This window comes from Paraburkholderia largidicola, from assembly GCF_013426895.1.
In the GTDB taxonomy this organism is placed as follows: Bacteria; Pseudomonadota; Gammaproteobacteria; order Burkholderiales; family Burkholderiaceae; genus Paraburkholderia; species Paraburkholderia largidicola.
The window spans coordinates 867,745-893,963 of sequence record NZ_AP023175.1 but is presented as its reverse complement, the minus strand read 5'-3'; the positions used below and the strand labels follow the sequence as shown (position 1 = coordinate 893,963).

Below are 26,219 nucleotides of genomic sequence, written 5' to 3'. Positions count from 1 at the left end.
GGCGAAAAGGGTTTTTCCGATGCGCAGTGCTTTCACGCTGCCATGCAGCAAGCAGTTTTGTGACACGGGCGATGATTTCGCAATGCGGGATTCCGGCCGCTCACATCGAGCGGCGCGTGTGTTCACAGCCATTCGACCTGGAATGCGTAACGGCTGAGCAGGTGCCCGAATTCCTGCTGTCGTCCTTTGGCGGCGACGCGTGCCACGACACCCCGGCGCCTGTCCTAAACGACTTCGACCGAAACGTCTGAGATGCCCGCCGCTTGCGCTTCTGCCAGAATCGTCCGTTTGATTTCCCGCTGAACCAGCGCGGGCTTGTAGATCTTGCCAACGGCCGTGACAGGCAGGCTTTCGACGATTTCGATGCGTTTGGGCACGGCGGCCCGTTCATGAATCGTCTGCGAGGCGAAAGACAGCAGCTCGCTTTCCGTCGCGTGATGTCCGGCGCGGAGCTGGACATAGGCGACGGGCACTTCGCCCGCGTACGCATCGGGCGCGCCGACGGCCGCCACCATCGCGACGGCGGGGTGCGCCTGGAGCGGCTCCTCGATCAGCTTCGGCTCGATGTTGTGCCCGCCGCGGATGATCAGTTCCTTGTTGCGCCCCGTCAGCCAGAAGTAGCCGCGCTCGTCCTGCCGACCGAGATCGCCGGTGATCAACCAGCGCAGTCCGTCGATGGTCAGCCAGATGCCTGCGTTGTGGTGATCTTCGAGGTAGCCCTTGAACAGATTCGGGCCGGGGATGATGATGCTGCCCACTTCGTCGACATTTGCGTCGCGCAGGTAGCGGCCTTTGTCGTCGAGTATGGCGACGCGCATGCCCTGATAGCACAGCCTGATACCAATCGATCCAGGCAGCCGGTCGCCGTCCGGCGGATTGCAGGAAGTCACACAGGTGCCTTCGGTGAGCCCGTAGCCTTCGAGAATACGGATGTGCGTGCGCCGCTCGAATTCGCGGAACAGTTCGACGGGCATCGGCGCTGCGCCGCAAATCGCGAACTCCAGGGACGAGAGATCGCGCGAATCGTCGGGATACTGCAGCAGCGCCGCGTACACGGTCGGCACGCCGGTGAAGAAATTGATGCGGTAGTGCTCTGCGATCGCCCAGAAGCTCGGGAGCACGCCTGCGCCGCGATAGCCCTGAGGCGTTCCGAGAACGACGTGATGTGCGTTCATCCATGCCATCAGTCCCGTCACCATCTGGCCGTTCGCATGGAATAGCGGCAACCCGCAGAAGTTGGTCTTGCGGGTATCGCCGAACTCCATATGTGCCGACGTCGACCAGGCATCGAACACCTCGGCGCCGTGCGTGCGCACGGCGATCTTCGGCAGGCCCGTCGTTCCGCCAGTGCATAGATATGAAGCGGTGTCATCACTGGCGAACTGGCGTTCGCTCGTCAGGCGGTCTGCGGGTTGCCGGTGCATCAGCGACCGCAGATCGTGAATCCGCCGGCCCTGGTGGCGCATTTTTTCCGCCGCGGCAATCAGACGGAGTGTGAGTCCTTTACCTGTGCTGACGTATGGCGCGAGATTGACCCAGACGATATCGCGCAAGGTCGGCAACTGCGCCAGATGCGGCATGAGCTTGGGCCAGAGATCGGTGCCGGGAGTCGGCGCCAGCGTGACCAGCACTTGGGCTCGCGCAGTGTCGATGAGTGCTGCGATCTGCTCGCCATCCAGTAACGGATTGATGGCCATCACGATGCCCGCCGCTTCACCGCCCCAGATCGTGAAGTGTGTTTCGGGCAAGTTCGGCAAAACGAACACGATCACGTCGTCGCGTCCGACGCCGAGTGCATGAAAGGCATTGGCCGCGCGGGTGATGTCCGCGAAGAACTGCGCGTAGTTCCAGTGGTGCGTCTGCTTGAAGTGCTGCGCGTCGAAGAAGAAACTCAATGCTGGCGAATCGGGATGCGCCTGCGCGCTGCGTCGAATGGTTTCGTACGTGCTGGTGGCGAGCCCGCGCGCTTCGAGCGGGACCGACTCGGCTTGCTGGACGTCGAGCAGAGATCTGAAGGCCATGGGGCTCGAAGCTCGCTGATCAGTCGATGTGACCGGCTATGGTGCCGCACGCACTACGCGTCGTCTTCTTCGCGGTAGACGCGAGGCATATGCAGGCACGGCGTCGTCAGAAATACCTGACCTGTTTTGCTCACGACGATCGACCCTCTCGTGTCGAGAATCGAAACGTTCAGGATGAACACCAGATTGGTGATGTCCCGCTTGTTGTCGGGCGTTTGCCACCACCAGAGTTCGGGCATTTTCAAATAGAGCGAGTACATCCCCAACGTGCTGATTCCCGCCTCCGATGTTGGCCCCTTCTTGGTATGCATCGGATCACACGTCAAGACCTTGATTTTCTCCAGTTCTCCAGCGCCCCAGAAGGCGGCTGAAAAATCTCGTGCGGTCAGCCCTTCGAGCGGTACACCGTCTGCGCTACGGACCCGAACGAGCGTGGGAATCCTGATTGCCGACTGGTCGTCGGAAGGATCAAACATCGGACCGGCGGGTGTCGACGTAAAGCCGATTGCTCCGTCGATGAGGATGTCTTCGTGTGCAAAGCGGGCCGGGATATCCACGGGTGCTTTGACGATAGGGCCAGTAACCATGGTTCACTCCTTGTTATGGGCGCAATGGCGACACGGGATGGTCTACCTGCTTTCGAATCGTTGACGAGTGCTACTGCATTACGTTAGGTCAATCGGGGTGATTTCGTGTTTTCAAGTGTTGGCGAGCGAACAGAACGCGTAGGTTCTTCCGCCGCATCACCCGCTCATCCCTCATTGGCCCCGCTCGATACCGGGTGATAACATTTGTTGTCATCCTCATCCCCGGTACACCGTATGCCCGACACCTTCGACCAGCTCGCCGCCCTGATCCGTGGACGCTTCTCCGAACTCAGTCCGCAGTTCCAGATGGGCGCGGCGTTTCTGCTCGATCATCCCGATGAGGTCGCCGTGTCGTCGATGCGCAAGGTCGCCGAGCGCGCCCAGGTGCAACCCGCGTCACTCGTGCGGCTATCGCAGCAACTGGGCTTTCCGGGCTGGAACGAATTGCGCGACCTGTTCGTCGCGCGCGTGCGCACGCGCCCCGAGCCGCTGACCAGCCGCGCCCGCTCGCTCGTCAAGGGGCACGCGAAAGACGCGCTCGCGCACGATCTGCTCGTCGCGCAACAGCACAATCTCGAAGTGACGGCGGCGCACAACACCCGCGTGACCGTCGAAGCGGCCAAGCTGTTGCGGCGCGCGCCGCACGTGCATGTCGCGGGTTTTCGTTCGTGCTTTCCCGTCGCGTTCGGTTTCGTCTATGGATACCGGCTGTTTCGCTCGTCCGTTTCGCTGCTGACAGGCGAAGCGGGCACGCTCGAAATGCAGTTGCGCGGTATCGAACGCGACAGCGCGACGGTCGTCGTCAGCTTCGCGCCGTATTCCGTCGAGGCGGCGCGCGTGGCCGAAGCCGCGCTGGAAAAGGGCAGCAAGCTGATCGCCATCACCGACAGCGCCGTGTCGCCCATCGCGCTGAACGCCGACAAGGTGCTGATCTTCTCGCACGAAAGTCCGTCGTTCTTCCCGTCGCTGGTGGCGGCGACAGCGATTGCGGAGTCGCTGGTCGCGCATCTGCTCGCGCTCGAAGGCACGGACGCCGTCCAGCAGCTCGAACTCGCCGAGCAGTCGCTGCACGCGAAGGGCGCCTACGTGCCCTGATCGGGCGCCCGCGAGCTTCAAGTCCACGTAAAAGCAACCGACGGGCGCATTGCATCGTTATTGACAACATATGTTGTAATGAACTATAAATGCGCATCGCGTGTTGATTGATGTTCGAGGTGTCGTGTGTCGAAGCAGAGTTGGGAATTGCATCGGATAGCGGGCGAGCCGTTTGACATTGGCCGTCAGCTCGGCGAACTGGCGCGGCCCGTGTTCGATGCGTACATGCAGCAGAGCGCGGCATGGCGCGACGTGCAGGCGTGGCGCGGGCACGCGTTTGTGCAGCAGTTGCGTGACGCGGCGCACGCGCATTGTCCGGATCAGCTCGCCGAACTGGACGGCATGGCGGCGGGTCTCGGCTGGCGCCCGGACGACATATTCCTGTGGAACTGCCGTGGCGAACTGGTGCACAACACGCCCGACGGCTGCACGACTTTCGCCGCCGTGCGAAGCGGCGACACGCTGATCGCGCACAACGAAGACGGCGATCCGTTCCTGCTCGGCAAGGGTTGGCTCGTCGACGTCCAGCCAAAGGGCAAACCCGGCTTCGTCAGCTTCTATTACCCCGGCTCGCTGCCTGGCCACACGTTCGCGGCGAACCGCGCGTGTCTCGCGCAGGCGATCAACAATCTGCGTATTCGTCGGCCGGTGACGGGCGTGCCGCGCATGATCCTGGCGCGTGCGGTGCTCGATCAATCGACGCTCGACGAGGCCGTGCAGCTTCTGCGTGATACCCCGCGCGCGAGCGGCTTTCATCACACGCTGGGCGCCGCGGGCGATCTCCGCGTGTTCAGCGTCGAGGCGACGGCAAGGCGCTGTTCGGTCGAACGCGTCGAGTGGATGTCCGGCCACGCCAATCACATGATTCATCCCGGCTGCGAAGACGAGGCGCAGATCGTCACCGATTCGTCATGCGATCGTCAGGCGCGCGTCGGCGTACTGCGCGATCAGCGCGGCGCGCAGATCGACGGCGACGTGCTCGTCGACATGCTGCATGACAAGACTCCGACCGGCTTACCCATTTACCGCGACGATCCACACGATCCCGACGGCGAAAACACGCTCGCGACGGCGCTGTTCCAACTTCGCGACGACGGTGTCGCGCTGCGCGTTCACGCGCAACGCGCCGTCGTGTTCGACACTTTCATTGCACGCACGGCGGCCTGAACGTCGCTGGCTTCCGCTCACTCAAGGAGAGCGCATGACTACCGTATTCCACCGCATGCCGAAGCAGACCTTGCCCGTCGCCGTCAAAGGCGAGGGCATCGAGATCGTCGATTCGACGGGCAAGCGTTATATCGACGCATCGGGCGGCGCGGCCGTCTCGTGCCTCGGCCACAGCAACCAGCGCGTGATCGATGCGATCAAGCGTCAGGCGCAGGCGCTGCCGTACGCCCATACGTCGTTCTTCACGACGCAGCCCGCCGAAGAACTCGCCAGCTATCTCGTCGAACGCGCGCCGCAAGGTCTCGCGCATGTGTATTTCGTGTCGGGCGGATCGGAGGCGATCGAGGCGGCGCTGAAGCTCGCGCGTCAATATTTCGTCGAAGTGGGGCAGCCGCAGCGGCGGCATATCATCGCGCGTCGGCAGAGCTATCACGGCAACACGCTGGGCGCGCTGGCGATCGGCGGCAATGCATGGCGGCGCGAGCCGTTCCTGCCGCTATTGATCGACGCGCATCACGTGAGCCCGTGCTACGCGTATCGCGAGCAGCGCGCGGACGAAACGGAAGAGCAGTTCGCGCAGCGTCTGGCCGACGAACTCGAGCAGAAGATTCTCGAACTCGGTTCCGACACGGTCGCCGCGTTCGTCGCGGAGACGGTGGTCGGCGCGACAGCGGGCGCGGTGCCGCCCGTGCGCGAGTATTTCCGCAAGATTCGCGCAGTGTGCGACCGCTACGGCGTGTTGCTGATTCTCGATGAAATCATGTCGGGCATGGGCCGCACGGGCCACCTGTTCGCGTGCGAAGAGGACGGCGTCACGCCTGATCTGCTGACCATCGCAAAGGGCCTCGGCGCGGGTTATCAGCCGATCGGCGCGACGCTCGTGAGCGACCGGATCTATCAGGCGATCACAGGCGGCTCCGGCTTTTTCCAGCATGGCCACACCTATATCGGCCACGCGACAGCCTGCGCCGCCGCGCTCGAAGTGCAGCGCGTGATTGCCGACGAGCATCTGCTCGACAACGTGAAGGCGCGCGGCGAGCAGTTGCGTTCGCTGCTGCGCGAGCACTATGCGCAGCATCCGTTTATCGGCGACGTGCGCGGACGCGGGCTCTTCGTCGGCGTGGAACTGGTGCAGGACCGCGCGACGAAAACGCCATTCGATGCCAAACTGAAGCTGCACGCCGCGATCAAGCGCGAAGCGTTCCAGCGCGGCCTGATGGTGTACCCGATGGGCGGCACCGTCGACGGCAAGATCGGCGATCATGTGCTGCTCGCGCCGCCGTTCATCTGCACGCCGCGCGATATCGAACAGATCGTCAGTCGCCTGGCCGATGCGATCGAAGGCGCGCTGGCGGCATCGGGCGCGGCCTGATCGACCCACCAACCCTGCACGAAGAGCTATTGATGACCAACCGCCTGCCTCCGTTCGACGCCAGCCGCGCGACACCCGACCAGAAAGCCGTGCTCGACGAAATCCTGTCGGGACCGCGCGGCAATCTGAACGGGCCGTTTCTCGGCTGGATTCATAGTCCCGAACTCGCGCAGCATGCGCAGCGTCTGGGCGCATTCTGCCGCTACAAGACGGGCTTGTCGCTGCGCCTGTCGGAACTGGCGATTCTCGTCACGGCCTCGCGCTGGCAGGCGCAGGCCGAGTGGTTCATCCACTATCCGATCGCCATCGACGCAGGCGTGCGCGCCGAAGATGCCGAGGCGATCCGCCTGGGCCAGGCGCCTTCGTTCGCCGATGCCGACGATGCGCTCATCTACGCATTCGCGACCGAACTGTACGACACGAAGCGCGTGTCCGACGCGACGTACGCGAAGACGGTCGAACGCTTCGGTCACGAGGTCGCCATCAATCTGGTCGGGCTGCTCGGCTATTACGCGCTGGTCGCGATGACGCTGAATGTGTTCGGCATGCGCGCGCAAGGGCAGGACTCGCTGCCGTTCGCCGAGTAAGCGGGCTCGGCGCAAATCCGGCGCAATCCGGCGCAGCAAAAGCAAAGGCCCCGGCTGACATCATGCGTCAGCCGGGGCCTTCGTTGTTTGGACAGCGGCGCGTGACTGTCTGATCACACGCGCCGCGTCACGTCACGGGCAGCAAATGCTTAGTTGCCGCGGAACGTCGAGAAAATGCGTTGTTCGACGCTCGGGCGCTTGCCCGATTGCGACGTGCCAGCCGATACGCCGCCGACTTCCGTCGATCCCGACGTTGCGCCGTATTGCGGCTTGGCGGGCGGATACGCCACGTCGTTCTGGTCGAGCGAGCCGTTTTGCTGGGCGGCGACCAGTTCGGCCTGGACTTGCGCGCGCGTCACGGGGCCATTGGCTTGCTGCGCGAACGCGGCAGCGGGAACGATCAGAGCGGATGCGACGACCACTGCGGAAAGAAGCGATTTCATGATGACCTCCGAGAACATTTGTTGATCGGTTCGGTTTGAACACCGATGTCCGAACCGTTGACCAGAGTGTATTTCCGCAGGGGTGATGAAAAAAGCGGCAGATTGGATAAAGATTCTTGCGGTGGATGAAATAATGGTCATTTACGCCGCTTCACGGCAGTGCCACCGATATCCGCCTATGATGAAGCTTCGGTCCACGCCCACGGCCTACGGGTTTGGCGCAGCACGCGTGACCGATGCCGGCGCCGCGTGATTTCGGGCGGGACCGTCGCGGCCGGCATCGTAGTGGGGAACGCGGCAGCACGAACCCGACACAGGAGCGACTAATGAAGCGCAAAGCATCAGCAATCTGGCAGGGCGGTCTGCAAGACGGCAAGGGCTCGATCTCCACCGATAGCGGCGTGCTCAAGGACACGCAGTATTCGTTCGCGACGCGCTTCGAAAACGGCATCGGCACGAACCCCGAAGAACTGATCGCGGCGGCGCATGCGGGATGCTTTTCGATGGCGTTGTCCGCCGAACTCGGCAAGGCCAACATCAAACCGGAGCGCATCTCGACCACGGCCACGGTCACGCTCGACAAGGACGGCGGCGGTTTCTCGGTAACCGCCTCGCACCTGGACGTCGTGGTGAAGATTCCGGGCGGCGATAAAGCCGCATTCGACAAGGCCGCGGCGGACGCCAAGGCCGGTTGCCCGATCTCGAAGGTGTTGAACGCGACGATCACGATGGACGCGAAGCTCGAAACCTGAGCAAGCGGCGCATAGTGCGCATTGTCTGTTTTTGCCCGGTCACGCGAGACAGGTCCGGGCAAAATTTCCCATTCAGCACTTTCCAAACATTCCGCATCCCTTTGCGCGATTGATGGAGCCGCCATGACAACGACACAAGCAGACAAGGCGCGGGCGTTTCGCGCGCTTCACGAGGCCAGCGTGCCGTTCATCATTCCCAATCCGTGGGACATCGGCTCGGCGCGCCTGCTCGAAGCGCTCGGCTTCAAGGCGCTGGCGACCACGAGCGCCGGCTATGCATTCACGCTGGGCTTGCCGGACAACGCTGTCGGTCGCGAGCAGATGATCCGGCATCTAGGCGAACTCGCGCCGTCGACGGATCTGCCCGTCAGCGCGGACCTCGAAAACGGCTTCGGCGACGCGCCGGAAGACGCGGCCGAAACGATTCGCCAGGCGGCTGCGGCGGGCGTCGTCGGCGGCTCGATCGAGGACGCGACGGGTCGCGCCGACGATCCCATCTACGCACACGAACTCGCCGTCGAGCGCGTGCGCGCCGCCGTCGAAGCCGCCCGTTCGCTGCCGTTTCCATTCACGCTGACGGCGCGCGCGGAGAACTATCTGAACGGCCGCGCAGATCTCGCCGATACGATCCGCCGCCTGCAGGGTTTCCAGGAAGCGGGCGCCGACGTGCTGTACGCGCCGGGCCTGAAAACGCGCGAGGATATCGCCGCCGTCGTCAGTTCCGTCGACCGGCCCGTCAACGTGCTGATGGGCATGGCGGGCATGCCGTTTTCCGTCGACGATCTCGCGCAGATGGGTGTGAAGCGGATCAGCGTCGGCGGGGCGCTTGCGCGCGCGGCGCTGGGCGCGTTGCTGCGCGCCGGCAACGAAATGCTCGGGCGCGGCACCTTCACGTACACGAATGAAGCGGCGACGATGAAAGACATCACCGATCTGTTCGCGGCCGTGCGCAGGACCGGTTAACGCAACTGGCTCCGCGTTACGAAGCGTCCGGGCGTTTTGCCGTGTAATGCGGGTCGCCTGCCTGCTGCCAGAGCGGCTCCAATCCGCCTTCAGAACCCGAGTCACGGTCCACGGCGTCCATATCATCGATATTCGACGCGGCTGCTTTTTCCGCGCGCCAGCGCTGGCGCGAGGCATACATCGTCTGCAACGCGAGGCGTGCCATCTTCACCCATCCGGATGGACGCGGGTCGGCCAGCATGCTGAGCGCGCGTGCGTAGTCGAGGGTGAGCCCCGGCGTCCATGCCATCGTCGCCGAGCGCTTTCTGACCTGAGCCGCGACCCAGAGTTCGGGCGTGGTCGCCACGCGAAAGAACGGCTTCCAGCCGCTTCGCTTTCCCGAGGCGCGCACCGACGCGCCTTCGATTGCCGCCTCCAGCGCTTTTGCGACCGTGCTCGAACAATTGCGGTATGTAAGGTTATAGGTCGTATCGCGCCGATACTCGGCCCAGAACCGTTCGAGCCGCTCCGGATCGTAATTGCGGATGCGGATCTGCCGCGTCGACGGACACCATGCCGCCGATTCCGTCGCGTAGTCAGGCTGGAACACACCGGGCACATCGTTGTCGCGTGTCGCGCGCAGGATCCGCGAGAATTCTTCCGGCGACCTTTCGATTTCGACCGCCGGGTACAGGCTGATATAGATGCCTTCGGCCGTTTCGAGTGCAGCGTGCCCCGTCGAGATCGAGCCGTTTCTGTCGACGGCGGCGATATAACGGTCGAGTATCGGTTGCCGCCGCGCTTCGCCTTTGACCGTCCCAACGGGCGTCCACACGTGAACCGTCAGCACATGCTCGTGCGGTTCGGGCGGACCGTCGAATGAGTCCGGTAACGGGCGCTTCCGTTCGGCGGACGTGTCCGTCGTGGCGGCCGTTGCCGATGCCGTTGCGCGTCCCGCGCGTTTTTCATCGGCGACGGCGGGGTTGATCGACATGCGCCGTACGCGCATCGCGAGCAGGATCATGTTCCAGCCGCCGAACAGCAGGCCGAACGCCACGCAATACGCAACGGTGCCCGCATAGTGATCGGGGTAGGGCTGATAGAAGAAGATTGCGATGGCAACCTCCAGCACGCCGCCTGCGGCTGCGATTTTCCACTTCCGGTAGCGGACCACTCTCGCCGCGATGATTTGCAGGGCACCGTCCACGAGAAACAGCGTGCCGAAGATCATCGACAGAATGAAGTTGCCGTGTTCCCCGCCGACCAGCACGAGCGCCGCGGACAGAATGAACGTGATCCCTTTCACGTAGCGCAGCGTGCGCTGGCCGCCCATGCCCGTCCATGCGACGCACACCGTCGCGACGCCCTCGATCATCAGCAGGGCGGCAAACGGGATGATCGGGAACCACAGCGCGCCGTCGAGCGCATCGCAGAAGATCGTCACGCCGAGCACGACACTCAGGCAGCCGACTAGCAGCAGTTCGCGCCAGCGGACGCGGAGATAGTCGACACCAAGAAGAATCATCGCGAGACGGACCATGATGTCATCCTTGCTGCATTTCCCGATTGATACACCGGGAGACCAGTTGGACTGCGCTTGCCGCGGGCGTTTCGGGCTAGGCCGCGGGACGGGCGACACAACGCATCATAGTGCGATTCTGGCGAGGACGAGAACCGTTGGCAGGATGCAGGGCACCTGCTGCACGGCCTGTTTTGTGTGACGATACTCGCGCCACAATATTCTTCTTCGCGGATCGTCATCACGGGTATGGAACCGCCAAACGCCCCGAGCACGATGACCGAGCAGGACCGCGAAATCGCCGCTGCGGTCGCCCGCGAGCGTCCGAGGCTGCGCAATTTCATCCGCCGCCGCGTCATCGATCAGGACGAAGCCGAGGACATCCTTCAGGACGTTTTCGAAGAGCTCGTCGAGGCCTGGCGGCTGCCGGACCCGGTTGAGCAGGTAGGCGCGTGGCTGTTCCGCGTCGCGAGAAACCGGATCATCGATCGCTTCCGCAAGAAGAAGGAAGCGCCACTGCCCGATGCCGCCCACGCCGCCGATGTCGAAGACGCTGACGGCGAATACCGCCTCGACCTGACACTGCCCTCCGCCGATGCCGGACCCGAGGCCGCTTACGCACGCGCGGTACTGCTCGACACACTGCGCGCCGCGCTCGACGAGTTGCCCGCGAACCAGCGCGAGGTCTTCATCGCTCACGAGCTGGACGGACGCAGCTTCAAGGAGATGGCGGCTGCGACGGGCGTCGGCGTCAACACGCTGCTCGCGCGCAAGCGCTACGCGGTACTGCATCTGCGCGAGCGCCTGCGGTCGTCCTACGACGACTTCGAGATATGAACCAAGGAGAATGCAATGAACTTCCGCCGCAAAATTTTCGCCAAGGCGCTGTTGATCGTGCTGATCATTGCGCTGATGGGCTGGATCGTCATGAGGTTATGGAACTGGATCATCCCGACCCTCGTGATCGATGCGCATGCGATCGACTATCCGCGCGCAATAGGTCTGCTCGTGCTCTGCCGGATTCTTTTCGGTGGATTCCGGGGACATGGCGGTTGCTACAAAGCGAGGCAATGGCGTCACTGGCAACAGATGACGCAGCAGGAGCGGGAGCGGCTGCGCAACGACCCAGCGTCGGCTGGCCGCCAGAACGAAGGAGCAGGCACATGACACGCAATGCCACTTCGGCCTGCAAACAGCCGCCCGGCGTGATCGTCCCCAAGGTCGATTTCACCCGTTGCGAAGGCAAGGCAGATTGCGCAGTTGTCTGCCCTGAAAACGTCTTCGATATCCGCCGTATCGATGCGGCCGATTACCAGACGCTCCGTCCATTACAACGTTTCAAGCTGCGCGTGCATGGCATGAAGGTCGCCTACGCGACGCGTGCAGACGCGTGCCGCGCATGCGGGCATTGTGTGTCGGCGTGTCCCGAGCACGCCATCACGCTCGTCAAGATGCGCTGAACGGGCGTCTACATCAAAGTGAGGCAACGACCATGCTCAGTCCACACGAACTGGCCACGCTGATGCTCGTGCGCAGCGCACCCGATCAGATCGACACGGCGCGTGTCGAACTCGATACCTTGCTGGATTACCGGCTGATCTCGCTCGAGCCACGCGTTGGCGGATGGCGTCGTCCGATGCTGACGCCTGCCGGCGTTCATCTGCTGGACGCCGCCGCGCGACTCGAACGACAACATGCCCGTGACGCACTGACGAGGGAAGACGACAATCTTCTCTAGCGACAAACATCAACCGACGGCGAACCGTCACGCGGACGTTCCCGTTCACGGGCTGACATAATCCCCCTGTCGCCCATCCACCCAGACATCTCCATGCCCGATACCGCCGCGCGCACGTTACGTGTCGCTCCGCTTTTTGCCCTGCTGCCGTTCCTGCGTCCTTATGCGAAGCGCTGGGCGCTCGCGTTCCTGGCGCTCCTGACGTCGGCGGGCGCGACGCTGGCGTTACCGGTGGCGTTCAAGTACCTGATCGACCGTGGCTTTGCGAGCGGCGACCGCACGCATATCGATCGCTACTTCATCGCGCTCTTCGTGGTCTCGCTGATCCTCGCCGCTGCGACGGCGCTACGCTTCTATTGGGTGTCGTGGCTCGGCGAACGCGTCACGGCTGATTTGCGGCGTGCCGTCTACGACCACGTGATGCGGATGAGCCCGCAATACTTCGAGACCACGCAGACGGGCGAGGTGCTGTCGCGGCTCACCACCGACACCACACTGATCCAGACCGTGGTCGGCACGAGCCTGTCGCTTGGACTGCGCAATGTCCTGCTGGCCGTCGGCGGCATCGCGATGCTGATCACGACGAGCCCGGTGCTGTCCGGCTACATCATTGCGACGCTGGTCGTGGTGGTCGCGCCCATCGTGATCTTCGGACGGCGCGTGCGGCGGCTTTCGCGCGCGAGCCAGGACAAGATCGCGAACGCCAGCGCGCTGGCGGGTGAAGTGCTCAACGCGATGCCGACGGTGCAGTCGTACACGCAGGAGGCCTACGAGGCGAAGCGCTTCGGTGGCGCGGTAGAACTGGCCTTCGATACGGCACTCACACGCATTCGCGCTCGCGCGTCGCTGACGGCCGTGGTGATCGTGTTCGTCTTCGCCGCCGTGGTGTTCGTGCTGTGGCTGGGCGCGCAGGCGGTACTCGCTGGACACATGACTGCGGGCCAGTTGTCCCAGTTCATCCTGTATGCGGTGTTCACGGCGGGTGCCGTGGGAGCCGTCGCGGAAGTGTGGGGTGATCTGCAGCGGGCTGCCGGCGCAACGGAACGGCTACTGCAGCTGCTGGCCGCGCGTTCGCCGGTGGAAGAGGCCAAGACGACGGTGCCGCTGCCGGCACAGGGAGACGGCATCCGTTTCCAGGATGTCAGCTTCTCCTATCCGTCGCGTCCCGGCATCGCTGCGCTGTCGGGCTTCTCGCTCGATGTGCGACCGGGCGAGCATGTCGCGCTGGTCGGGCCGTCGGGCGCGGGCAAGACAACACTGTTTCAACTGCTTTTGCGCTTTTACGAACCGCAGTCCGGCGACATCCTGATCAACGGTGTGCCGACGAATCAGGTGTCGCTGGCTTCGTTGCGCAAGGCGATCGGCGTCGTGCTGCAGGAATCGGTGATCTTTTCGGGGAGCGTGCTCGACAACATCCGCTACGGGATGCCCGACGCAACGCTCACTCAGGTGCAGCGCGCCGCTGAGATGGCGGCAGCCGCCGGTTTTATCGAGGAACTGCCGCAAGGTTATGACACGTTCCTGGGGGAGCGCGGAGTGCGGCTGTCGGGCGGTCAGCGTCAGCGCCTTGCGATCGCGCGCGCCATTCTCAAGAACCCGCCCATCCTGCTGCTCGATGAGGCGACCAGCGCGCTCGATGCCGCGAGCGAACGGCTCGTGCAAACCGCGCTGGACAACGCCGCGCTGAACCGTACGACGCTCGTGATCGCGCATCGGCTCGCTACCGTGCAGCAAGCGGATCGTATCGTTGTGCTGGATCAGGGGCGCATCGTCGCGCAAGGGCGTCACGCAGAGCTTCTGCAGAGTTCGCCGCTGTATGCGCAGCTTGCGGCACTGCAGTTTGGCGAGCTGCACGGCAAGCCTGTGGAGCGCGACATCTTGCGTGCTCACGTCGACTCTCAGTGAGGCAGTGAGGCAGTGAGGCGAACGTTAGTCCGCCCGCACCTTCACATACCGGCCAGGCGCCGGTTCGATCGGCCGGTGTTTCGTGCTGCCCAGCCGCGTGCGCGCTTTCACCTGTTCGCCCGCATGCTGCTTCAGCCAGACGATCCAATGGTTCCACCAGCTACCCGGCTGTTCTTCGGCGGACGCCAGCCATGCATCGGCGTCGCTGACAGACTCGCCGCTCGTCCAGTAGCTGCGCTTGTTCTTCGAAGCGGGATTGATGACGCCAGCGATATGGCCGCTAGCCCCCAGCACGAATTCGACCTGACCGCCCAGCAATTGTGTCGAGCGCCACGCGGATTGCCATGGAACGATGTGATCCTCCTGCGTCGCAAGCAGATAGCTGGGCATGTCGATGCGCTGGAGATCGACGGCCGTGCCGCACATCGTGAGCTTGCCTGGCACGCGCAGATTGTTCTCGAGGTACATGTTGCGCAGATACCAGCTATACATCGGCCCGGGCAGATTCGTCGTGTCCGCGTTCCAGTACAGCAGATCGAACGCGGCCGGTGTCTTGCCTTTCAGATAGTTGTTCACGACGTACGGCCAGATCAGATCGTTCGCGCGTAGCGTCTGGAAGGTGAAGCCGAGTTCGCGCCCCGGATACAGTCCACCGCGGCCGATCGACTGCTCGCGCATCGCGACACCCGCTTCGTCGATGAATACGCCGAGGTCGCCCGGTTCGCTGAAGTCGAGCAACGACGTCAACAAGGTCACACTGGATACCGACTCGTCGCCATTGGCGCGCATCACCGCGAGGGCGGACGACAGCATCGTACCGCCGACGCACCAGCCCAACGCATTGACCTGATCGGCGCGACTGATGGTGCGCGCGACGTCGATCGCCTTCATCACGCCATGTTCGAGATAGTCGTCCCAGCTGGTTTGAGCCGTCTGCGCGTCTGCATTGCGCCATGACACCATGAACACGGTGTGTCCCTGCTCAGTGGCAAAGCGCACAAAGGAGTTCTGAGGCTGCAGGTCGAGAATGTAGAACTTGTTGATGCAAGGCGGGACGATCACCAGCGGGCGCGCCGCGACCGTTGGCGTGAGCGGTGCGTACTGGATCAGCTGAAACAGATCGTTCTCGAATACCACCGACCCTTCGGACACGGCGACGCTGCGTCCCACTTCGAACGCGCTTTGATCAGTGATCGAAATGGTGCCTTGCTTCATATCCTCCAGCAGATGCGTGAAGCCCGCCAGCAGACTGCTGCCGCTGGTTTCGAGCGCACGCCGGATTACTTCGGGATTCGTTGCAGCAAAATTCGCAGGACTCGCGAGGTCGATAAACTGCCGCATGTAAAAGCGGAGCTTGTGCTTTTCCTTCTCGTTCAACGCGCTCGCCTCGGTCATGTCTTCGAGCATCTGGGCGTTGATCAGATAGTTTTCCTTCAAAAAACCAAACCAGCCATTTCCGGACCATTCTTCGCCATGAAAGCGCCGGTCGCCACGCGCAGGCTCCACAACCGGATTCGTGCCCGGCTGTGCGCCGAGCGCGCGGGTCAAGACGCTGCTCCAAAGCCCTGTCTGCTGTTGCCAGTATCGGGTCTGGGCACGCATCATGATGCTCGGCGCGCCGGACTCGACGGGATGAATCTCGTTACCTTCGGCGTCCGTTACGGTCATGTCGGGACGGTTGGTAAGCGGCAGTCCTCGCCAGAAATTGAAGCTGGACGCGAGCAAGCCTGTAGCGAACTCGTCTGGCATGCTAAATAACATCTTCATATCGAATCCCGGCCATTACCTTTTATTCACGGAAAGATCCGTGGGTGTCTTGCCCACGCTGTCGCGCGAAGTCGGCATGACGAGCGCGTCGCCATCGATCACGACTTTGCCGTCGACCGTGCAGACCGTCGACATCACCACGCGGCGTTTCTCCGGGATCAGTTCCTTGATGGTCACTTCTGCATGCACCGTGTCGCCTGGGCGAACGGGGGCTTTGAATCGGAGGTTCTGCCCGAGATACACGGTGCCCGGACCCGGCAGCCGGCCGGCGATGGTCGCCGAGATGATGCTCGCGGTGAGCATGCCGTGCGCGATGCGCCCCTTGAACGGCGTCGTCTGCGCAAATTGCTCGTTGATATGAACCGCGTTCATGTCCCCCGACGCACCAGCGAACAACAGAATGTCGGCCTCGGTGATGGTCTTGGCAAAGCTGGCGCGCATGCCAGGTTGCAGGTCTTCGTAGTCGAAACCGTTCAGTTCGTTCATGCGTTTTTCCAGTTGCCGGCGTGCATACCCCACCTTCATCGTGTCTTGCCACGTCATGGAGTTGCATCGGCCAGTGAGTCCGAGCGGTATGTCGTGCCTGACATCGTACTGTCAGGGTCGGTCGATGCCGGTGTCCAAATCTGCCGTTGCAGTGACAAAGCAGGCCATGCCGGCCATCGCGGCAAAGCGGGAGCTTCGCGCGCTGGCGTGCGCCAGTGCGTCGAAATCGATGCTTCAGGGGAAAAGCGGCGTGGGGGATGACCGCGCCAGCCGAATCGTCATTTCGACCGGCTGTTGCGCCAGTCGCGCGGCGTCATACGAAACTGCGAAGTGAACCACTTCGTGAACGATCCCTGTTGCGAGTAGCCCAGCAACACCGCGACCCGGCCGACGGGATAACGCGGATTGCTCATATAGCGCACGGCCAGTTCGCGCCGGACCTCCTCGACCAGCGTCGAGAAGCTGGTGTCCGCCGATTCGAGCTGGCGCTGCATGGTACGTACGCTCAGATGCAGATGCCGCGCAACCAGCTCGACCGTGGCCTGTTCGAGCGGCAGCAGCAGGTAGATCGCCTTGCGCGCTTCGAGTGCAGTGGAGTCGGTACTCGCGGCATTCAGTGGCGTGGCGAGGCTTTCGGCGTATCGCACCAGTTCGGGATCGGCGGCAGGATTCGGGTAGTCGAGATCGGCCGCCGCGCAGACGAAGCCGTTGAAGTCGCTCCCAAACTGCAGCGAGCAGCCGAAGAACCGTCGATGAAACGTCAGGTCAGCGGGCGCGGCGTGAGCAAAGTGGACGGTGCGCGGTTTCCAGTGGTCGCCGAGCAGGGCGCTGGCGTGGCGCGCGAGGACGCCGACGGCCAGTTCGATCGACTGTCGGGTCGGGGTGCCCGGTTCGACGACGAGTTCCTCCCGGATGGTGACCGTGTCGCCCGCGTTTTCGACGTAGACCGCCAGCGCTTCGTTGAGCAGATGACGGTATTCGGCTGCGGCGAGCAACACCTCGCGCAATGTGCGTTTGTGGGCGAGCAGAACATTGACCACGCCCGTCCCGAACTTCTGGCGGGTTTCCGCCATTTGCAGCGCGAAGGTCGGACATGACGCCTTTTCGGCCGTCAGTTCGACAAGCCGGCAGCAGGCGGCGGCGGGAACGCGATCTTCCGGATTGGCCAGCGCTGCCGCATCGATCCCGACCTGCTGCACGAGCTCGAACGGGTTCAGTCCGAGCCGCCGCGTCACATCGAAATAGCCGCCCATCGCCACTGATCGCAGCATCGTTTCCATTGCTATCCCCGCATAGAACGTGTCGGCCGCCAGTTCACGCTTCCCCGGTGCTCAGTGTTTTCACGGAGTGGCATGAAACGCTAAAACATTGGCGCCCAATCACAAAAGTGTATCGCGTGATTCCCTTACTGTGCGGATATCGGTTCTGGTGTTTTCGCTGATACGACGCGCCACCGGAACACCCTCACCCCACACCGGAGACACAAGATGCAGTTTCTCGACGATTCGCTCCACCCGGAGAACCAGGACAAGGTCGTCATCACCACGGCCCCGTACGGTCCGGAATGGATGCCGGCTGACTTCCCCGAAGACATTCCGGTGACGATGGATCAACAGATCCAGAAGGCCGTCGATTGCTACAACGCCGGCGCCACGGTGCTGCACCTGCACGTGCGTGAACTGGACGGCAAGGGCTCGAAGCGCCTGTCGAAGTTCAACGAACTGATCGCAGGTGTGCGTGCCGCCGTGCCCGACATGATCATCCAGGTGGGCGGCTCGATTTCGTTCGCACCGGAAAACGACGGACAGGCCGCGAAGTGGTTGTCCGACGATACGCGTCACATGCTGGCCGATCTCGACCCGAAGCCGGATCAGGTGACGGTCGCGATCAACACGACGCAGATGAACATCATGGAGTTGCTCTATCCGGAGTACCTGGCAGGCACCTCGCTGTCCAATCCGGCGTTCATGGCTGCGTACAGCGAGATGACCGTGCCTGCGGGCCCGGCATGGGTCGAAGAGCATCTGCGCCGTCTGCAGGCATCGGGCATTCAGCCGCACTTCCAGCTCACGGGCATTCACGCACTCGAAACGCTCGAGCGCCTCGTGCGCAAGGGCGTCTACAAAGGCCCGCTGAACCTGACGTGGATCGGCATCGGCGGCGGCTTCGACGGCCCGAATCCGTTCAACTTCTTCAATTTCGTGCATCGCGCGCCGGATGGCTGCACCCTGACTGCCGAGTCGTTGCTCAAGAACGTGTTGCCGTTCAACATGATGGCAATGTCGATGGGCCTGCATCCTCGCTGCGGTATCGAAGACACCATCATCGACCAGCACGGCAATCGCTTCACGTCCGTGCAGCAGATCGAGCAGTGCGTGCGCGTCGCGCGCGAACTCGGCCGTGAGATTGCCACGGGCAAGGAAGCGCGCGAGATCTACCGCATCGGCGTGCAGTACGAGACGGCCGATGAAACGCTCGCAGCCAACGGCATGGCGCCGAACCGCGAAACGGGCGTCAGGAATCTGCCGCTGCGCGCGGCGTGATGGACAGGTGTCGAGCCGGGGCCTGATGGTCGTCGGCTTCGAAGGCAGGACGCCCCGGCTCGCGCCGGGGTGCGAGAGACGATATCCATAGCCGGTCGCTGTGCCCTGCGGGCAAAGACGGCCGCTAGAGCGGGACGAAGGAGACACATCATGCTCATGCAGCATGCCGAACCCACGGCGGGCAATGTACCCGCCACACAAGCAGACGTGCGCGGCTATGCGTGGATCGTCTTTGCGCTGACGGTCGGGCTGCTGCTCTCCGACTACATGTCGCGGCAGGTGTTGAATGCCGTGTTTCCGCTGCTCAAAGCCACATGGAGCCTGTCCGATACCCGGCTGGGTTCGCTGAGCAGTGTGGTCGCGCTGATGGTCGGCGTGCTCACCTTTCCGCTGTCGGTGCTCGCCGACCGCTGGGGGCGCGTGAAGAGCATCGTCCTGATGGCGGCGATGTGGAGTCTCGCGACGCTGGGCTGCGCGATTTCGACGAACTACGGCGAAATGCTGCTCGCCCGGGCCTTCGTCGGAATCGGCGAGGCGGCGTACGGGAGTGTCGGGATCGCCGTGGTCCTGAGCATTTTCCCCGCGCGGCTGCGCTCCACGCTGACGGGCGCATTCATGGCGGGCGGGGCGTTCGGCTCGGTGCTGGGCATGGCGCTGGGCGGCGCGGTCGCGGCCCAGATGGGCTGGCGCATGGCGTTCGGCGCGATGGCGGCGCTGGGGATCGTATTGGTGATCGTCTACATGCTGGTCGTGACCGAAAAGCGTCTCGCGCAGTTGCAGCCGGCAAGCCTGAAACAGAAGTCGGAAGGGCTCGGTGTGCGGATGAGTCTGCGCGCACTGATGAAGGGGCTGTTCTCGACGAAGTCGGTGGTGTGCGCCTATGTCGGCAGCGGTATCCATCTGCTGGTTCCCGCCGCTGTCTGGGCATGGATGCCGAGCTTCCTGAATCGCTACTACGGCATGCCTACCGGCAAGGCTGCGACGAGCGCGGCGGTGTTCGTGCTGGTGACGGGTCTTGGCATGGTGGTGTGCGGCAGTCTCGCCGACCGGCTCAGCAAGAACGGGCGGGAACAGAAGTGGAGCGCGGCGATCGGCTTCTGCCTCGCATGCTTCACGTTGCTCGCGATCGGTTTTCGCATGCCTGCGGGGCCGTTTCAACTGATCGTGATCGGCGTCGGCATGTTCTTCTGCGCCGGGGCGAGCGGCCCGTCGGGTGCGATGGTGGCCAACCTCACGCCGCCGTCGATCCACGCATCGGCGTTCGCGACCCTGACGCTCGCGAACAACCTGCTGGGTCTGGCGCCCGCCGCCGTGCTCACGGGCATCATTGCCGACCGGCTGGGGCTGCTCGGCGCATTGCAGATCGTGCCGTTTGCGCCGCTCATCGCAGCGATCGCGTTTTTTATCGGCAAGCGGAACTACGCGAGCGACCTCGAGCGTCTGGATACGCTCCGTGAAGAGGCCGCACGGTGACTGAACAATGGCAGCGCGTGCTTTACGCCGCAGGCCAAAGACAACTTGCAGTTCAAGTAATGGATAGGAGATTCAACATGGCAAAGGCAGTGCGCTTCCATGAAACGGGCGGTCCCGAAGTCTTGCGCTACGAGGACGTTGAAGTGGGCGATCCCGGCCCCGGGCAGGTCCGTCTGCGTCACGAGGCAGTGGGGCTGAATTTTGCCGACACCTACTTCCGCAGTGGCCTTTATCCCGTCCCACTGCCTGCCGGGATGGGCGTCGAGGCGGCGGGCGTGGTCGAATCGATTGGTCCGGATGTGACGAACGTCGCGGTGGGCGATCGCGTGACCTACACGGGCTTCGTCAATACGCTCGGCGCCTATAGCACCGAACGTCTGGTGCCTGCGGCTCCCCTCATCAAGCTGCCCGATGCGATCTCCAGCGAAACGGCTGCTGGCATGACCATGCGCGGCCTGACGGCGTCGTATCTGATGCGACGTATCCACGACTTCAAGGCGGGCGACGTCATCCTGCTGCACGCGGCTGCGGGCGGCGTCGGGCTGATCGTGTCGCAATGGGCGAAGCTGCTGGGCCTGACCGTGATCGGCACGGTATCGACAGAAGCCAAGGGCGAGATTGCCCGCGCGCATGGCTGCGATCACATCGTCTACTACGGCCGCGAGGACGTCGCGAAGCGCGTGCGCGAACTGACGGGCGGCGTGGGCGTGAACGTGGTATTCGACAGCGTCGGCAAGGACACCTTCGAGGCGTCACTCGATTCGCTCAAGCGTCGCGGTCTGATGGTCTGCGTCGGCACGGCGTCGGGTCCGATCCCGCCGTTCAATCCGCAGATGCTGGCAGTGAAAGGCTCGCTGTATATGACGCGCCCGGCGCTGGCCGACTATATCGCCGACCCTGCCGAAAAGAACGAACTTGCCGGCGAAATCTTCGGGCATATCGCGGCGGGCCGCATCAAGATCGAACTCAACCAGCGCTACGCGCTCGAGGATGCGGCGCAAGCGCACCGCGACCTCGAATCGCGCAAGACGACTGGCTCGTCGGTCTTCGTCATCTGAGGGGCATGCCATGCGAGTCGAACCCTTGACGTATACGATCGGCGCCGAACTGACAGGCGTGCATCTGGCCGATGCGATCCACGATGACGGCCTGTTCGCGGAAATCCGCGCGGCGCTGCTGAAACACCGGGTGGTCTTCCTGCGCGACCAGGACATCACGCGCACCGAGCATGTGGCGTTCGCGCGCCGCTTCGGCGAACTGGAAGATCATCCCGTCGCCGGCAGCGATCCGGATCATCCGGGCCTCGTGCGCATCTACAAGAATCCGGACCAGCCCAACGATCGCTACGAGAACGCGTGGCACGCCGACGCCACCTGGCGGGAAGCGCCGCAGTTCGGCGCGGTGCTGCGCTGCGTGGAGTGCCCGCCCGTGGGCGGCGACACAATGTGGGCGAACATGGTCCTCGCCTACGAGAACCTGCCGGAGCACATCAAGACGCAGATCGCGGACTTGCGTGCCCGCCACAGCATCGAGGCGAGTTTCGGCGCCGTCATGCCCGTCGAGAAACGCCACGCGTTGAAGGCGCAATTCCCGGATGCGGAGCATCCGGTGGTGCGCACGCATCCTGAAACAGACGAGAAGGTGTTGTTCGTGAACGCCTTCACCACGCATTTCACCAACTATCACACGCCGGCACGGGTGCGCTTCGGCCAGGACGCGAATCCGGGCGCGGGCGACCTGCTGCGCTATCTGGTCAGCCAGGCTTATGTACCCGAGTACCAGGTGCGCTGGCGCTGGAAGCCGAACAGCATCGCGATATGGGACAACCGCAGCACGCAACACTACGCGGTGATGGACTACCCGCCGTGCCATCGCAAGATGGAGCGCGCCGGGATCATCGGCGACAAGCCGTATTGACTGGAAAGGCAACGTCGTCATGACTCTCGCTATCACACCGACCATTCTGATCGTGCCTGGCTTGCGCGACCACGTCGCCGGGCATTGGCAAACGCTGCTGGAACAGGCGTTGCCGAATGCGGCTTCCGTGCCGCCGCTCGAACACGACGGGCTCAGTTGCGCAGCGCGCGTCGCGGCACTCGATGCGGCGCTCGCGAAAATCGACGGCCCGGTCATTCTGGTTGCGCATAGCGCGGGCGTGATGATCACGGTGCACTGGGCGAGGCAGCACGACGGCAGGATTCACGGCGCGCTGCTCGCCACCCCTGCCGATCTCGAAACGCCGCTGCCGGCCGGTTATCCGACGCATGATGCGCTGGCAATGCATGGCTGGCATCCGATACCGCGCGAACGGCTGCCGTTTCCGAGCATCGTCGCTGCGAGCCGCAACGATCCGCTCGCCCAGTTCGAGCGTGTGGAAGGCATGGCGCATGACTGGGGCAGCCGTCTCGTCGATCTCGGCGAAGTCGGTCACCTCAATCCTGCTGCGGGTTTTGGCGAATGGCCGATGGCGACGACGCTGATCCGCGAACTGCTCTGATCTGACTGTCACTTCATTGAGCAAGGAAAGGAACCTGCGATGTCACGTCAGGTAGGGATGGGTGTTGCCGGCGAAATCGAGCCGGGCCAGCGCAAGCGGGTATTCGTCGACGGTCGCTGCGTCGTGATTTTCAACGTCGATGGCGAGATTTACGCGATCGACGATTCGTGTCCGCACAACGGTGCGTCGCTCGGGAACGGTGAGCTGGAAGGGTGCGTACTGCGCTGTCCCGCACACGGCCTGCGCTTCGATCTGCGCACGGGGCGCACGCCCGGAACGGGCGGCTTGAGCCTCACCACGTTTGCTGTCGCGACGGTCGATTCGAAGCGCGTCCTGATTCTCGACGAGCACGACGCGGCGCCGGCGAACGGAACAGGCGGCAATGCAGCAGGGCAACCGGAAGCGCAGCACTGCGCGACCAGACAGGAGAAGTAACAATGCAAGGTTTGATGATGCAGCAGCCGCTGCTGGTCGCGTCGCTGCTCACGCATGCGGAACGTCATCACGGCGGGCGGGAAATCGTGTCGCGACGTGTAGAAGGCGATATTCACCGCTATACATACCGTGAACTCGCGCAACGCGCGCGACGCATGGCCAATGCGCTGGCGGCCCTCGGCATCGAGCAGGGCGAGCGGGTTGCGACGCTCGCATGGAATGGCTACCGTCACATGGAGCTTTACTTCGCCGTGTCGGGCTCCGGCGCTGTGTTGCATACGCTGAACCCGCGGCTGCACGTCGATCAGCTCGCGTACATCATCGAGCACGCGCAGGATCGCATCGTGTTCTTCGACCTCACGTTCCTGCCGTTGATCGAGAGTGTCGCGTCGCGTGTGAAAAGCCCGAAGATCTTCGTCGCGATGACCGATCGGGCGCACATGCCGCCCACGCACGGCCTGTCGTCGATGCTGATGTGCTACGAGGATCTCATCGATCTTCACCATGACGTATTCGACTGGCCGCTGCTCGACGAGAACAGCGCCTCGTCGCTGTGCTACACGTCGGGCACCACGGGCAATCCGAAAGGCGTGCTGTACAGCCATCGTTCTACCGTGCTGCACACCTTTGCGGCGGCCTTGCCCGATTCGCTCAACTGTTCGGCCCGCGATGCGATTCTCCCCGTCGTGCCGATGTTCCATGTGAATGCATGGGGATTGCCGTATATCGCCTGCATGGTCGGCGCCAAGCTGGTGTTTCCGGGACCGGCGCTCGACGGCAAATCGCTCTACGAACTGATCGAAGCGGAGCAGGTCACGTTGTCGGCGGGTGTGCCGACAGTCTGGCAGGGACTGCTCGCACATGTCGATGCGGTCAAGGGCGTGTTCTCGCACATGCGGCGCACGATCGTCGGCGGCGCGGCCTGTTCGACCGCGATGACGGCCGCCTTCAGGGAGTGCCATCGCGTCGAGGTCCTGCATGCCTGGGGCATGACCGAATTGAGCCCGGTCGGCACGGTCTGCAGTCTGAAGGCGCATCAGCTTTCGCTGCCTGTCAGCGAGCGTTACGCGGTCCAGGCGAAGCAGGGGCGCTCGGTGTTCGGCATCGACATGAAGATCGTCGGTCCGGATGGCAACGCCTTGCCGTGGGACGGCATCGCGTCGGGTGACCTGATGGTGCGCGGTCCGTGGGTCGCGCGGGCGTACTTCGGCAGCGAAGGCCCGTCGCCGCTGCGCGACGGCTGGTTTCCGACGGGCGACATCGCCAGGATCGACGCCGACGGTTTCATGCAGATCACCGATCGCAGCAAGGACGTCATCAAGTCGGGCGGCGAATGGATCAGTTCGACCGACATCGAAAACGTCGCTTGCCTGCACCCCGATGTCGCGATGGCCGTCTGCATTGCCGCGCGGCACGCGAAGTGGGACGAACGGCCGTTGCTGCTGATCGTGAAGAAGCCCGGAAGCGTGCTGGACGCGAATGGATTGCTCGCGTTCCTCGACGGACGCATTGCCCGATGGTGGAAGCCGGATGCGGTGGTGTTCGTCGATACCGTGCCTATCGGCGCAACCGGCAAGGTGCTCAAGAACCAGTTGCGAGATCAATTCGGCGACTATTACCTGACGGCCTGAAACGAGACGCGAACCTGAGAGAAACGCAGTCATTCAATCAATAAACGACCGGGAACATTCCGGCATCCATAGGACTAGAGGAGACACAATGAAACTGAAGTCATGCTGCGCTGCTACGCTGGCGATTTTCGCCACGGCGGCCCATGCGCAATCGTCGGTCACGCTGTATGGCGTGATCGATACCGGGATGCTGTATCAGAGCACGTCGGCGGCGACGTTTCAGCCGCATGCGCCGAACCTCGGCCACGTCTATCAGCTCAAGGACGGCGGTATCTACGCCAGCTTCTGGGGGATCAAGGGCAGCGAAGATATCGGCGGCGGCTACAAGGTCAACTTCAAGCTGCAAGGCGTATTCAACTCCACGAACGGCAAATTCGGTCTCGCCGATACACCGGGCACGACCGCGATCTTCAACCAGTTCGCGACGATCGGCGTATCCGGGCCTTTCGGGACATTCGACGCCGGGCGGCAGATCATCCCGATGATCTACGCGATGGCCGAAACCGACGTGCGTGGCGCGCAGTATTTCGGCAGTATCCTGACTGCATGGCTTGGCGTGAATCAGGCGGCCGGCTGGCCCGGCACCAGCACGAACGCCCCGATCGGCGCCCTGTATGACAGCAATGCGCTGGTCTACAACTCGCCGAAATTCTACGGTGCCTCGGTGGCGCTCGAATACGCGCCGGGCGGCGTCGCCGGTCAGTTCCAGGGCGGAACACGCGAGTCGGCCGTACTCAAATATTCGAATTACGGTCTGAATCTGTCTGCCGTGTACTACAACGGGCACGATACCAATCCGTTCCCGCTGACGTATCCGGCCGCTCCCGCCGTGCCAGCGACGGGTCTCGCCAACAACCGTTTTTACTATTTCGGCGCGATGTACACGATCAGCGGCTTTTCGATCTCCGCGTCTTATGGCATCGGCAAGAATCCCGCGAAAAGCAATACTGCCGACTTCGAAATGGCATCGGGCGGCCTCGGCTATCAGTTCAATCCGCGCTTCAAGATCACGTCCGGTTACTACTACCTGAAGGACCGGAACAATTCAGCAAACCATTCGAGCGAGTTCGCGATAGGCGCGGAATACAACCTGTCCCAACGGACCAAGGCTTACGCGCAGGTCGGCTATGTCGACAACCATGGGACCATGAACCAGACCATCATCTACGGCGCGCCGGTTGCGCCGGGAGAGTCCACCACCGCGGCAATGATCGGCATCCGCCATACGTTCTGAGTCCGCCACGGACATCAACGGGAGT

The 26,219-nt window shown here is 63.2% G+C and carries 26 protein-coding genes; 19 read left to right on the top strand and 7 right to left on the bottom strand.

Annotated elements, in window-relative coordinates; genetic code table 11:
• Positions 1–224: 224 nt before the first annotated feature.
• Positions 225–2,021: an acyl-CoA synthetase gene (locus tag PPGU16_RS20605; protein ID WP_197986850.1), complete on the bottom strand. Its 1,797-nt coding sequence runs from the start codon at positions 2,019–2,021 to the stop codon at positions 225–227.
• A gap of 53 nt (positions 2,022–2,074) precedes the next feature.
• Positions 2,075–2,608 carry a hypothetical protein gene (locus PPGU16_RS20600; RefSeq protein ID WP_180724616.1) on the bottom strand — a complete coding sequence of 178 codons (534 nt, stop codon included), beginning with the start codon at positions 2,606–2,608 and terminating at the stop codon, positions 2,075–2,077.
• 234 nt (positions 2,609–2,842) lie between these two features.
• On the opposite strand from PPGU16_RS20600, the gene PPGU16_RS20595 reads away from it, so the two are divergent.
• The 4 genes from PPGU16_RS20595 to PPGU16_RS20580 all read left to right on the top strand — a co-directional run bounded on the left by PPGU16_RS20595 (position 2,843) and on the right by PPGU16_RS20580 (position 6,829).
• The gene (locus tag PPGU16_RS20595) at positions 2,843–3,703 is read left to right on the top strand and encodes a MurR/RpiR family transcriptional regulator (protein ID WP_054935105.1); all 861 of its coding nucleotides are present in this window, start codon (positions 2,843–2,845) and stop codon (positions 3,701–3,703) included.
• A gap of 126 nt (positions 3,704–3,829) precedes the next feature.
• Positions 3,830–4,870 (top strand): C45 family autoproteolytic acyltransferase/hydrolase, encoded by a 1,041-nt coding sequence (locus tag PPGU16_RS20590; RefSeq protein ID WP_180724615.1) that lies wholly within the window; start codon positions 3,830–3,832, stop codon positions 4,868–4,870.
• Positions 4,871–4,904: 34 nt separating this feature from the next.
• Positions 4,905–6,242: an aspartate aminotransferase family protein gene (locus PPGU16_RS20585; RefSeq protein WP_180724614.1), complete on the top strand. Its 1,338-nt coding sequence runs from the start codon at positions 4,905–4,907 to the stop codon at positions 6,240–6,242.
• Between the two features lie 32 nt (positions 6,243–6,274).
• Positions 6,275–6,829 (top strand): carboxymuconolactone decarboxylase family protein, encoded by a 555-nt coding sequence (locus PPGU16_RS20580; RefSeq protein WP_180724613.1) that lies wholly within the window; start codon positions 6,275–6,277, stop codon positions 6,827–6,829.
• 149 nt (positions 6,830–6,978) lie between these two features.
• Here the strand turns inward: PPGU16_RS20580 and PPGU16_RS20575 are convergent, their stop codons facing one another.
• A complete protein-coding gene (locus tag PPGU16_RS20575; protein ID WP_180724612.1) occupies positions 6,979–7,272 on the bottom strand; it encodes a DUF4148 domain-containing protein in 294 nt (97 codons plus the stop codon).
• Between the two features lie 326 nt (positions 7,273–7,598).
• Here PPGU16_RS20575 and PPGU16_RS20570 point away from each other — a divergent pair, with 326 nt between their 5' ends.
• Complete coding sequence (locus PPGU16_RS20570; RefSeq protein WP_180724611.1) at positions 7,599–8,024, top strand: OsmC family protein; 426 nt, start codon at positions 7,599–7,601, stop codon at positions 8,022–8,024.
• A gap of 123 nt (positions 8,025–8,147) precedes the next feature.
• Positions 8,148–8,987: an isocitrate lyase/PEP mutase family protein gene (locus PPGU16_RS20565; protein WP_180724610.1), complete on the top strand. Its 840-nt coding sequence runs from the start codon at positions 8,148–8,150 to the stop codon at positions 8,985–8,987.
• A 16-nt stretch (positions 8,988–9,003) separates the two neighbouring features.
• On the opposite strand, the gene PPGU16_RS20560 is transcribed toward PPGU16_RS20565, so the two are convergent.
• Positions 9,004–10,506 (bottom strand): HdeD family acid-resistance protein, encoded by a 1,503-nt coding sequence (locus PPGU16_RS20560; RefSeq protein ID WP_180724609.1) that lies wholly within the window; start codon positions 10,504–10,506, stop codon positions 9,004–9,006.
• Between the two features lie 228 nt (positions 10,507–10,734).
• Here PPGU16_RS20560 and PPGU16_RS20555 point away from each other — a divergent pair, with 228 nt between their 5' ends.
• The 5 genes from PPGU16_RS20555 to PPGU16_RS20535 all read left to right on the top strand — a co-directional run bounded on the left by PPGU16_RS20555 (position 10,735) and on the right by PPGU16_RS20535 (position 14,128).
• Positions 10,735–11,322 (top strand): RNA polymerase sigma factor, encoded by a 588-nt coding sequence (locus PPGU16_RS20555; protein WP_180725157.1) that lies wholly within the window; start codon positions 10,735–10,737, stop codon positions 11,320–11,322.
• Positions 11,323–11,337: 15 nt separating this feature from the next.
• Entirely contained in the window at positions 11,338–11,652 is a 315-nt protein-coding gene (locus tag PPGU16_RS20550) for a hypothetical protein (RefSeq protein WP_180724608.1), read from the top strand.
• Complete coding sequence (locus PPGU16_RS20545; RefSeq protein WP_180724607.1) at positions 11,649–11,945, top strand: 4Fe-4S dicluster domain-containing protein; 297 nt, start codon at positions 11,649–11,651, stop codon at positions 11,943–11,945. Before PPGU16_RS20550 ends, PPGU16_RS20545 begins: the two co-directional genes overlap by 4 nt.
• A gap of 32 nt (positions 11,946–11,977) precedes the next feature.
• Positions 11,978–12,223 carry a hypothetical protein gene (locus PPGU16_RS20540; protein WP_180724606.1) on the top strand — a complete coding sequence of 82 codons (246 nt, stop codon included), beginning with the start codon at positions 11,978–11,980 and terminating at the stop codon, positions 12,221–12,223.
• Positions 12,224–12,316: 93 nt separating this feature from the next.
• The gene (locus tag PPGU16_RS20535; protein WP_180724605.1) at positions 12,317–14,128 is read left to right on the top strand and encodes an ABC transporter transmembrane domain-containing protein; all 1,812 of its coding nucleotides are present in this window, start codon (positions 12,317–12,319) and stop codon (positions 14,126–14,128) included.
• A 24-nt stretch (positions 14,129–14,152) separates the two neighbouring features.
• On the opposite strand, the gene phaC is transcribed toward PPGU16_RS20535, so the two are convergent.
• From phaC to PPGU16_RS20520, 3 genes are all read right to left on the bottom strand, one after another.
• Entirely contained in the window at positions 14,153–15,895 is a 1,743-nt protein-coding gene (phaC, locus tag PPGU16_RS20530; RefSeq protein ID WP_180724604.1) for a class I poly(R)-hydroxyalkanoic acid synthase, read from the bottom strand.
• 15 nt (positions 15,896–15,910) lie between these two features.
• Positions 15,911–16,381, bottom strand: coding sequence for a MaoC family dehydratase (locus PPGU16_RS20525; protein WP_180724603.1), 471 nt, complete (start codon positions 16,379–16,381; stop codon positions 15,911–15,913).
• A 278-nt stretch (positions 16,382–16,659) separates the two neighbouring features.
• Complete coding sequence (locus PPGU16_RS20520) at positions 16,660–17,661, bottom strand: AraC family transcriptional regulator (protein ID WP_180724602.1); 1,002 nt, start codon at positions 17,659–17,661, stop codon at positions 16,660–16,662.
• Positions 17,662–17,868: 207 nt separating this feature from the next.
• Here PPGU16_RS20520 and PPGU16_RS20515 point away from each other — a divergent pair, with 207 nt between their 5' ends.
• The 8 genes from PPGU16_RS20515 (at position 17,869) to PPGU16_RS20480 (ending at position 26,194) form a co-directional block, all read left to right on the top strand.
• Positions 17,869–18,924 carry a beta-keto acid cleavage family enzyme gene (locus PPGU16_RS20515; RefSeq protein WP_042308908.1) on the top strand — a complete coding sequence of 352 codons (1,056 nt, stop codon included), beginning with the start codon at positions 17,869–17,871 and terminating at the stop codon, positions 18,922–18,924.
• 150 nt (positions 18,925–19,074) lie between these two features.
• On the top strand, positions 19,075–20,397 hold the full coding sequence (locus PPGU16_RS20510) for an MFS transporter (RefSeq protein ID WP_180724601.1): 1,323 nt from the start codon (positions 19,075–19,077) through the stop codon (positions 20,395–20,397).
• Between the two features lie 77 nt (positions 20,398–20,474).
• The gene (locus PPGU16_RS20505; protein WP_180724600.1) at positions 20,475–21,455 is read left to right on the top strand and encodes a quinone oxidoreductase family protein; all 981 of its coding nucleotides are present in this window, start codon (positions 20,475–20,477) and stop codon (positions 21,453–21,455) included.
• A 10-nt stretch (positions 21,456–21,465) separates the two neighbouring features.
• Entirely contained in the window at positions 21,466–22,314 is an 849-nt protein-coding gene (locus PPGU16_RS20500) for a TauD/TfdA dioxygenase family protein (RefSeq protein WP_180724599.1), read from the top strand.
• 19 nt (positions 22,315–22,333) lie between these two features.
• On the top strand, positions 22,334–22,894 hold the full coding sequence (locus PPGU16_RS20495) for an RBBP9/YdeN family alpha/beta hydrolase (RefSeq protein ID WP_180724598.1): 561 nt from the start codon (positions 22,334–22,336) through the stop codon (positions 22,892–22,894).
• Between the two features lie 39 nt (positions 22,895–22,933).
• A complete protein-coding gene (locus PPGU16_RS20490) occupies positions 22,934–23,329 on the top strand; it encodes a Rieske (2Fe-2S) protein (protein WP_180724597.1) in 396 nt (131 codons plus the stop codon).
• Between the two features lie 2 nt (positions 23,330–23,331).
• Positions 23,332–24,960: a 3-(methylthio)propionyl-CoA ligase gene (locus PPGU16_RS20485; protein ID WP_180724596.1), complete on the top strand. Its 1,629-nt coding sequence runs from the start codon at positions 23,332–23,334 to the stop codon at positions 24,958–24,960.
• Between the two features lie 88 nt (positions 24,961–25,048).
• Positions 25,049–26,194 (top strand): porin, encoded by a 1,146-nt coding sequence (locus PPGU16_RS20480; RefSeq protein WP_180724595.1) that lies wholly within the window; start codon positions 25,049–25,051, stop codon positions 26,192–26,194.
• Positions 26,195–26,219 lie beyond the last annotated feature (25 nt).

Coding starts and splice junctions, on each gene's coding strand:
- PPGU16_RS20605 (WP_197986850.1), bottom strand. CDS start 2,021: ATGGCCTTCAGATCTCTGCTCGACGTCCAGCAAGCCGAGTCGGTCCCG.
- PPGU16_RS20600 (WP_180724616.1), bottom strand. CDS start 2,608: ATGGTTACTGGCCCTATCGTCAAAGCACCCGTGGATATCCCGGCCCGC.
- PPGU16_RS20595 (WP_054935105.1), top strand. CDS start 2,843: ATGCCCGACACCTTCGACCAGCTCGCCGCCCTGATCCGTGGACGCTTC.
- PPGU16_RS20585 (WP_180724614.1), top strand. CDS start 4,905: ATGACTACCGTATTCCACCGCATGCCGAAGCAGACCTTGCCCGTCGCC.
- PPGU16_RS20580 (WP_180724613.1), top strand. CDS start 6,275: ATGACCAACCGCCTGCCTCCGTTCGACGCCAGCCGCGCGACACCCGAC.
- PPGU16_RS20575 (WP_180724612.1), bottom strand. CDS start 7,272: ATGAAATCGCTTCTTTCCGCAGTGGTCGTCGCATCCGCTCTGATCGTT.
- PPGU16_RS20570 (WP_180724611.1), top strand. CDS start 7,599: ATGAAGCGCAAAGCATCAGCAATCTGGCAGGGCGGTCTGCAAGACGGC.
- PPGU16_RS20565 (WP_180724610.1), top strand. CDS start 8,148: ATGACAACGACACAAGCAGACAAGGCGCGGGCGTTTCGCGCGCTTCAC.
- PPGU16_RS20560 (WP_180724609.1), bottom strand. CDS start 10,506: ATGGTCCGTCTCGCGATGATTCTTCTTGGTGTCGACTATCTCCGCGTC.
- PPGU16_RS20555 (WP_180725157.1), top strand. CDS start 10,735: ATGGAACCGCCAAACGCCCCGAGCACGATGACCGAGCAGGACCGCGAA.
- PPGU16_RS20550 (WP_180724608.1), top strand. CDS start 11,338: ATGAACTTCCGCCGCAAAATTTTCGCCAAGGCGCTGTTGATCGTGCTG.
- PPGU16_RS20545 (WP_180724607.1), top strand. CDS start 11,649: ATGACACGCAATGCCACTTCGGCCTGCAAACAGCCGCCCGGCGTGATC.
- PPGU16_RS20540 (WP_180724606.1), top strand. CDS start 11,978: ATGCTCAGTCCACACGAACTGGCCACGCTGATGCTCGTGCGCAGCGCA.
- PPGU16_RS20535 (WP_180724605.1), top strand. CDS start 12,317: ATGCCCGATACCGCCGCGCGCACGTTACGTGTCGCTCCGCTTTTTGCC.
- phaC (WP_180724604.1), bottom strand. CDS start 15,895: ATGAAGATGTTATTTAGCATGCCAGACGAGTTCGCTACAGGCTTGCTC.
- PPGU16_RS20525 (WP_180724603.1), bottom strand. CDS start 16,381: ATGAACGAACTGAACGGTTTCGACTACGAAGACCTGCAACCTGGCATG.
- PPGU16_RS20520 (WP_180724602.1), bottom strand. CDS start 17,661: ATGGAAACGATGCTGCGATCAGTGGCGATGGGCGGCTATTTCGATGTG.
- PPGU16_RS20515 (WP_042308908.1), top strand. CDS start 17,869: ATGCAGTTTCTCGACGATTCGCTCCACCCGGAGAACCAGGACAAGGTC.
- PPGU16_RS20510 (WP_180724601.1), top strand. CDS start 19,075: ATGCTCATGCAGCATGCCGAACCCACGGCGGGCAATGTACCCGCCACA.
- PPGU16_RS20505 (WP_180724600.1), top strand. CDS start 20,475: ATGGCAAAGGCAGTGCGCTTCCATGAAACGGGCGGTCCCGAAGTCTTG.
- PPGU16_RS20500 (WP_180724599.1), top strand. CDS start 21,466: ATGCGAGTCGAACCCTTGACGTATACGATCGGCGCCGAACTGACAGGC.
- PPGU16_RS20495 (WP_180724598.1), top strand. CDS start 22,334: ATGACTCTCGCTATCACACCGACCATTCTGATCGTGCCTGGCTTGCGC.
- PPGU16_RS20490 (WP_180724597.1), top strand. CDS start 22,934: ATGTCACGTCAGGTAGGGATGGGTGTTGCCGGCGAAATCGAGCCGGGC.
- PPGU16_RS20485 (WP_180724596.1), top strand. CDS start 23,332: ATGCAAGGTTTGATGATGCAGCAGCCGCTGCTGGTCGCGTCGCTGCTC.
- PPGU16_RS20480 (WP_180724595.1), top strand. CDS start 25,049: ATGAAACTGAAGTCATGCTGCGCTGCTACGCTGGCGATTTTCGCCACG.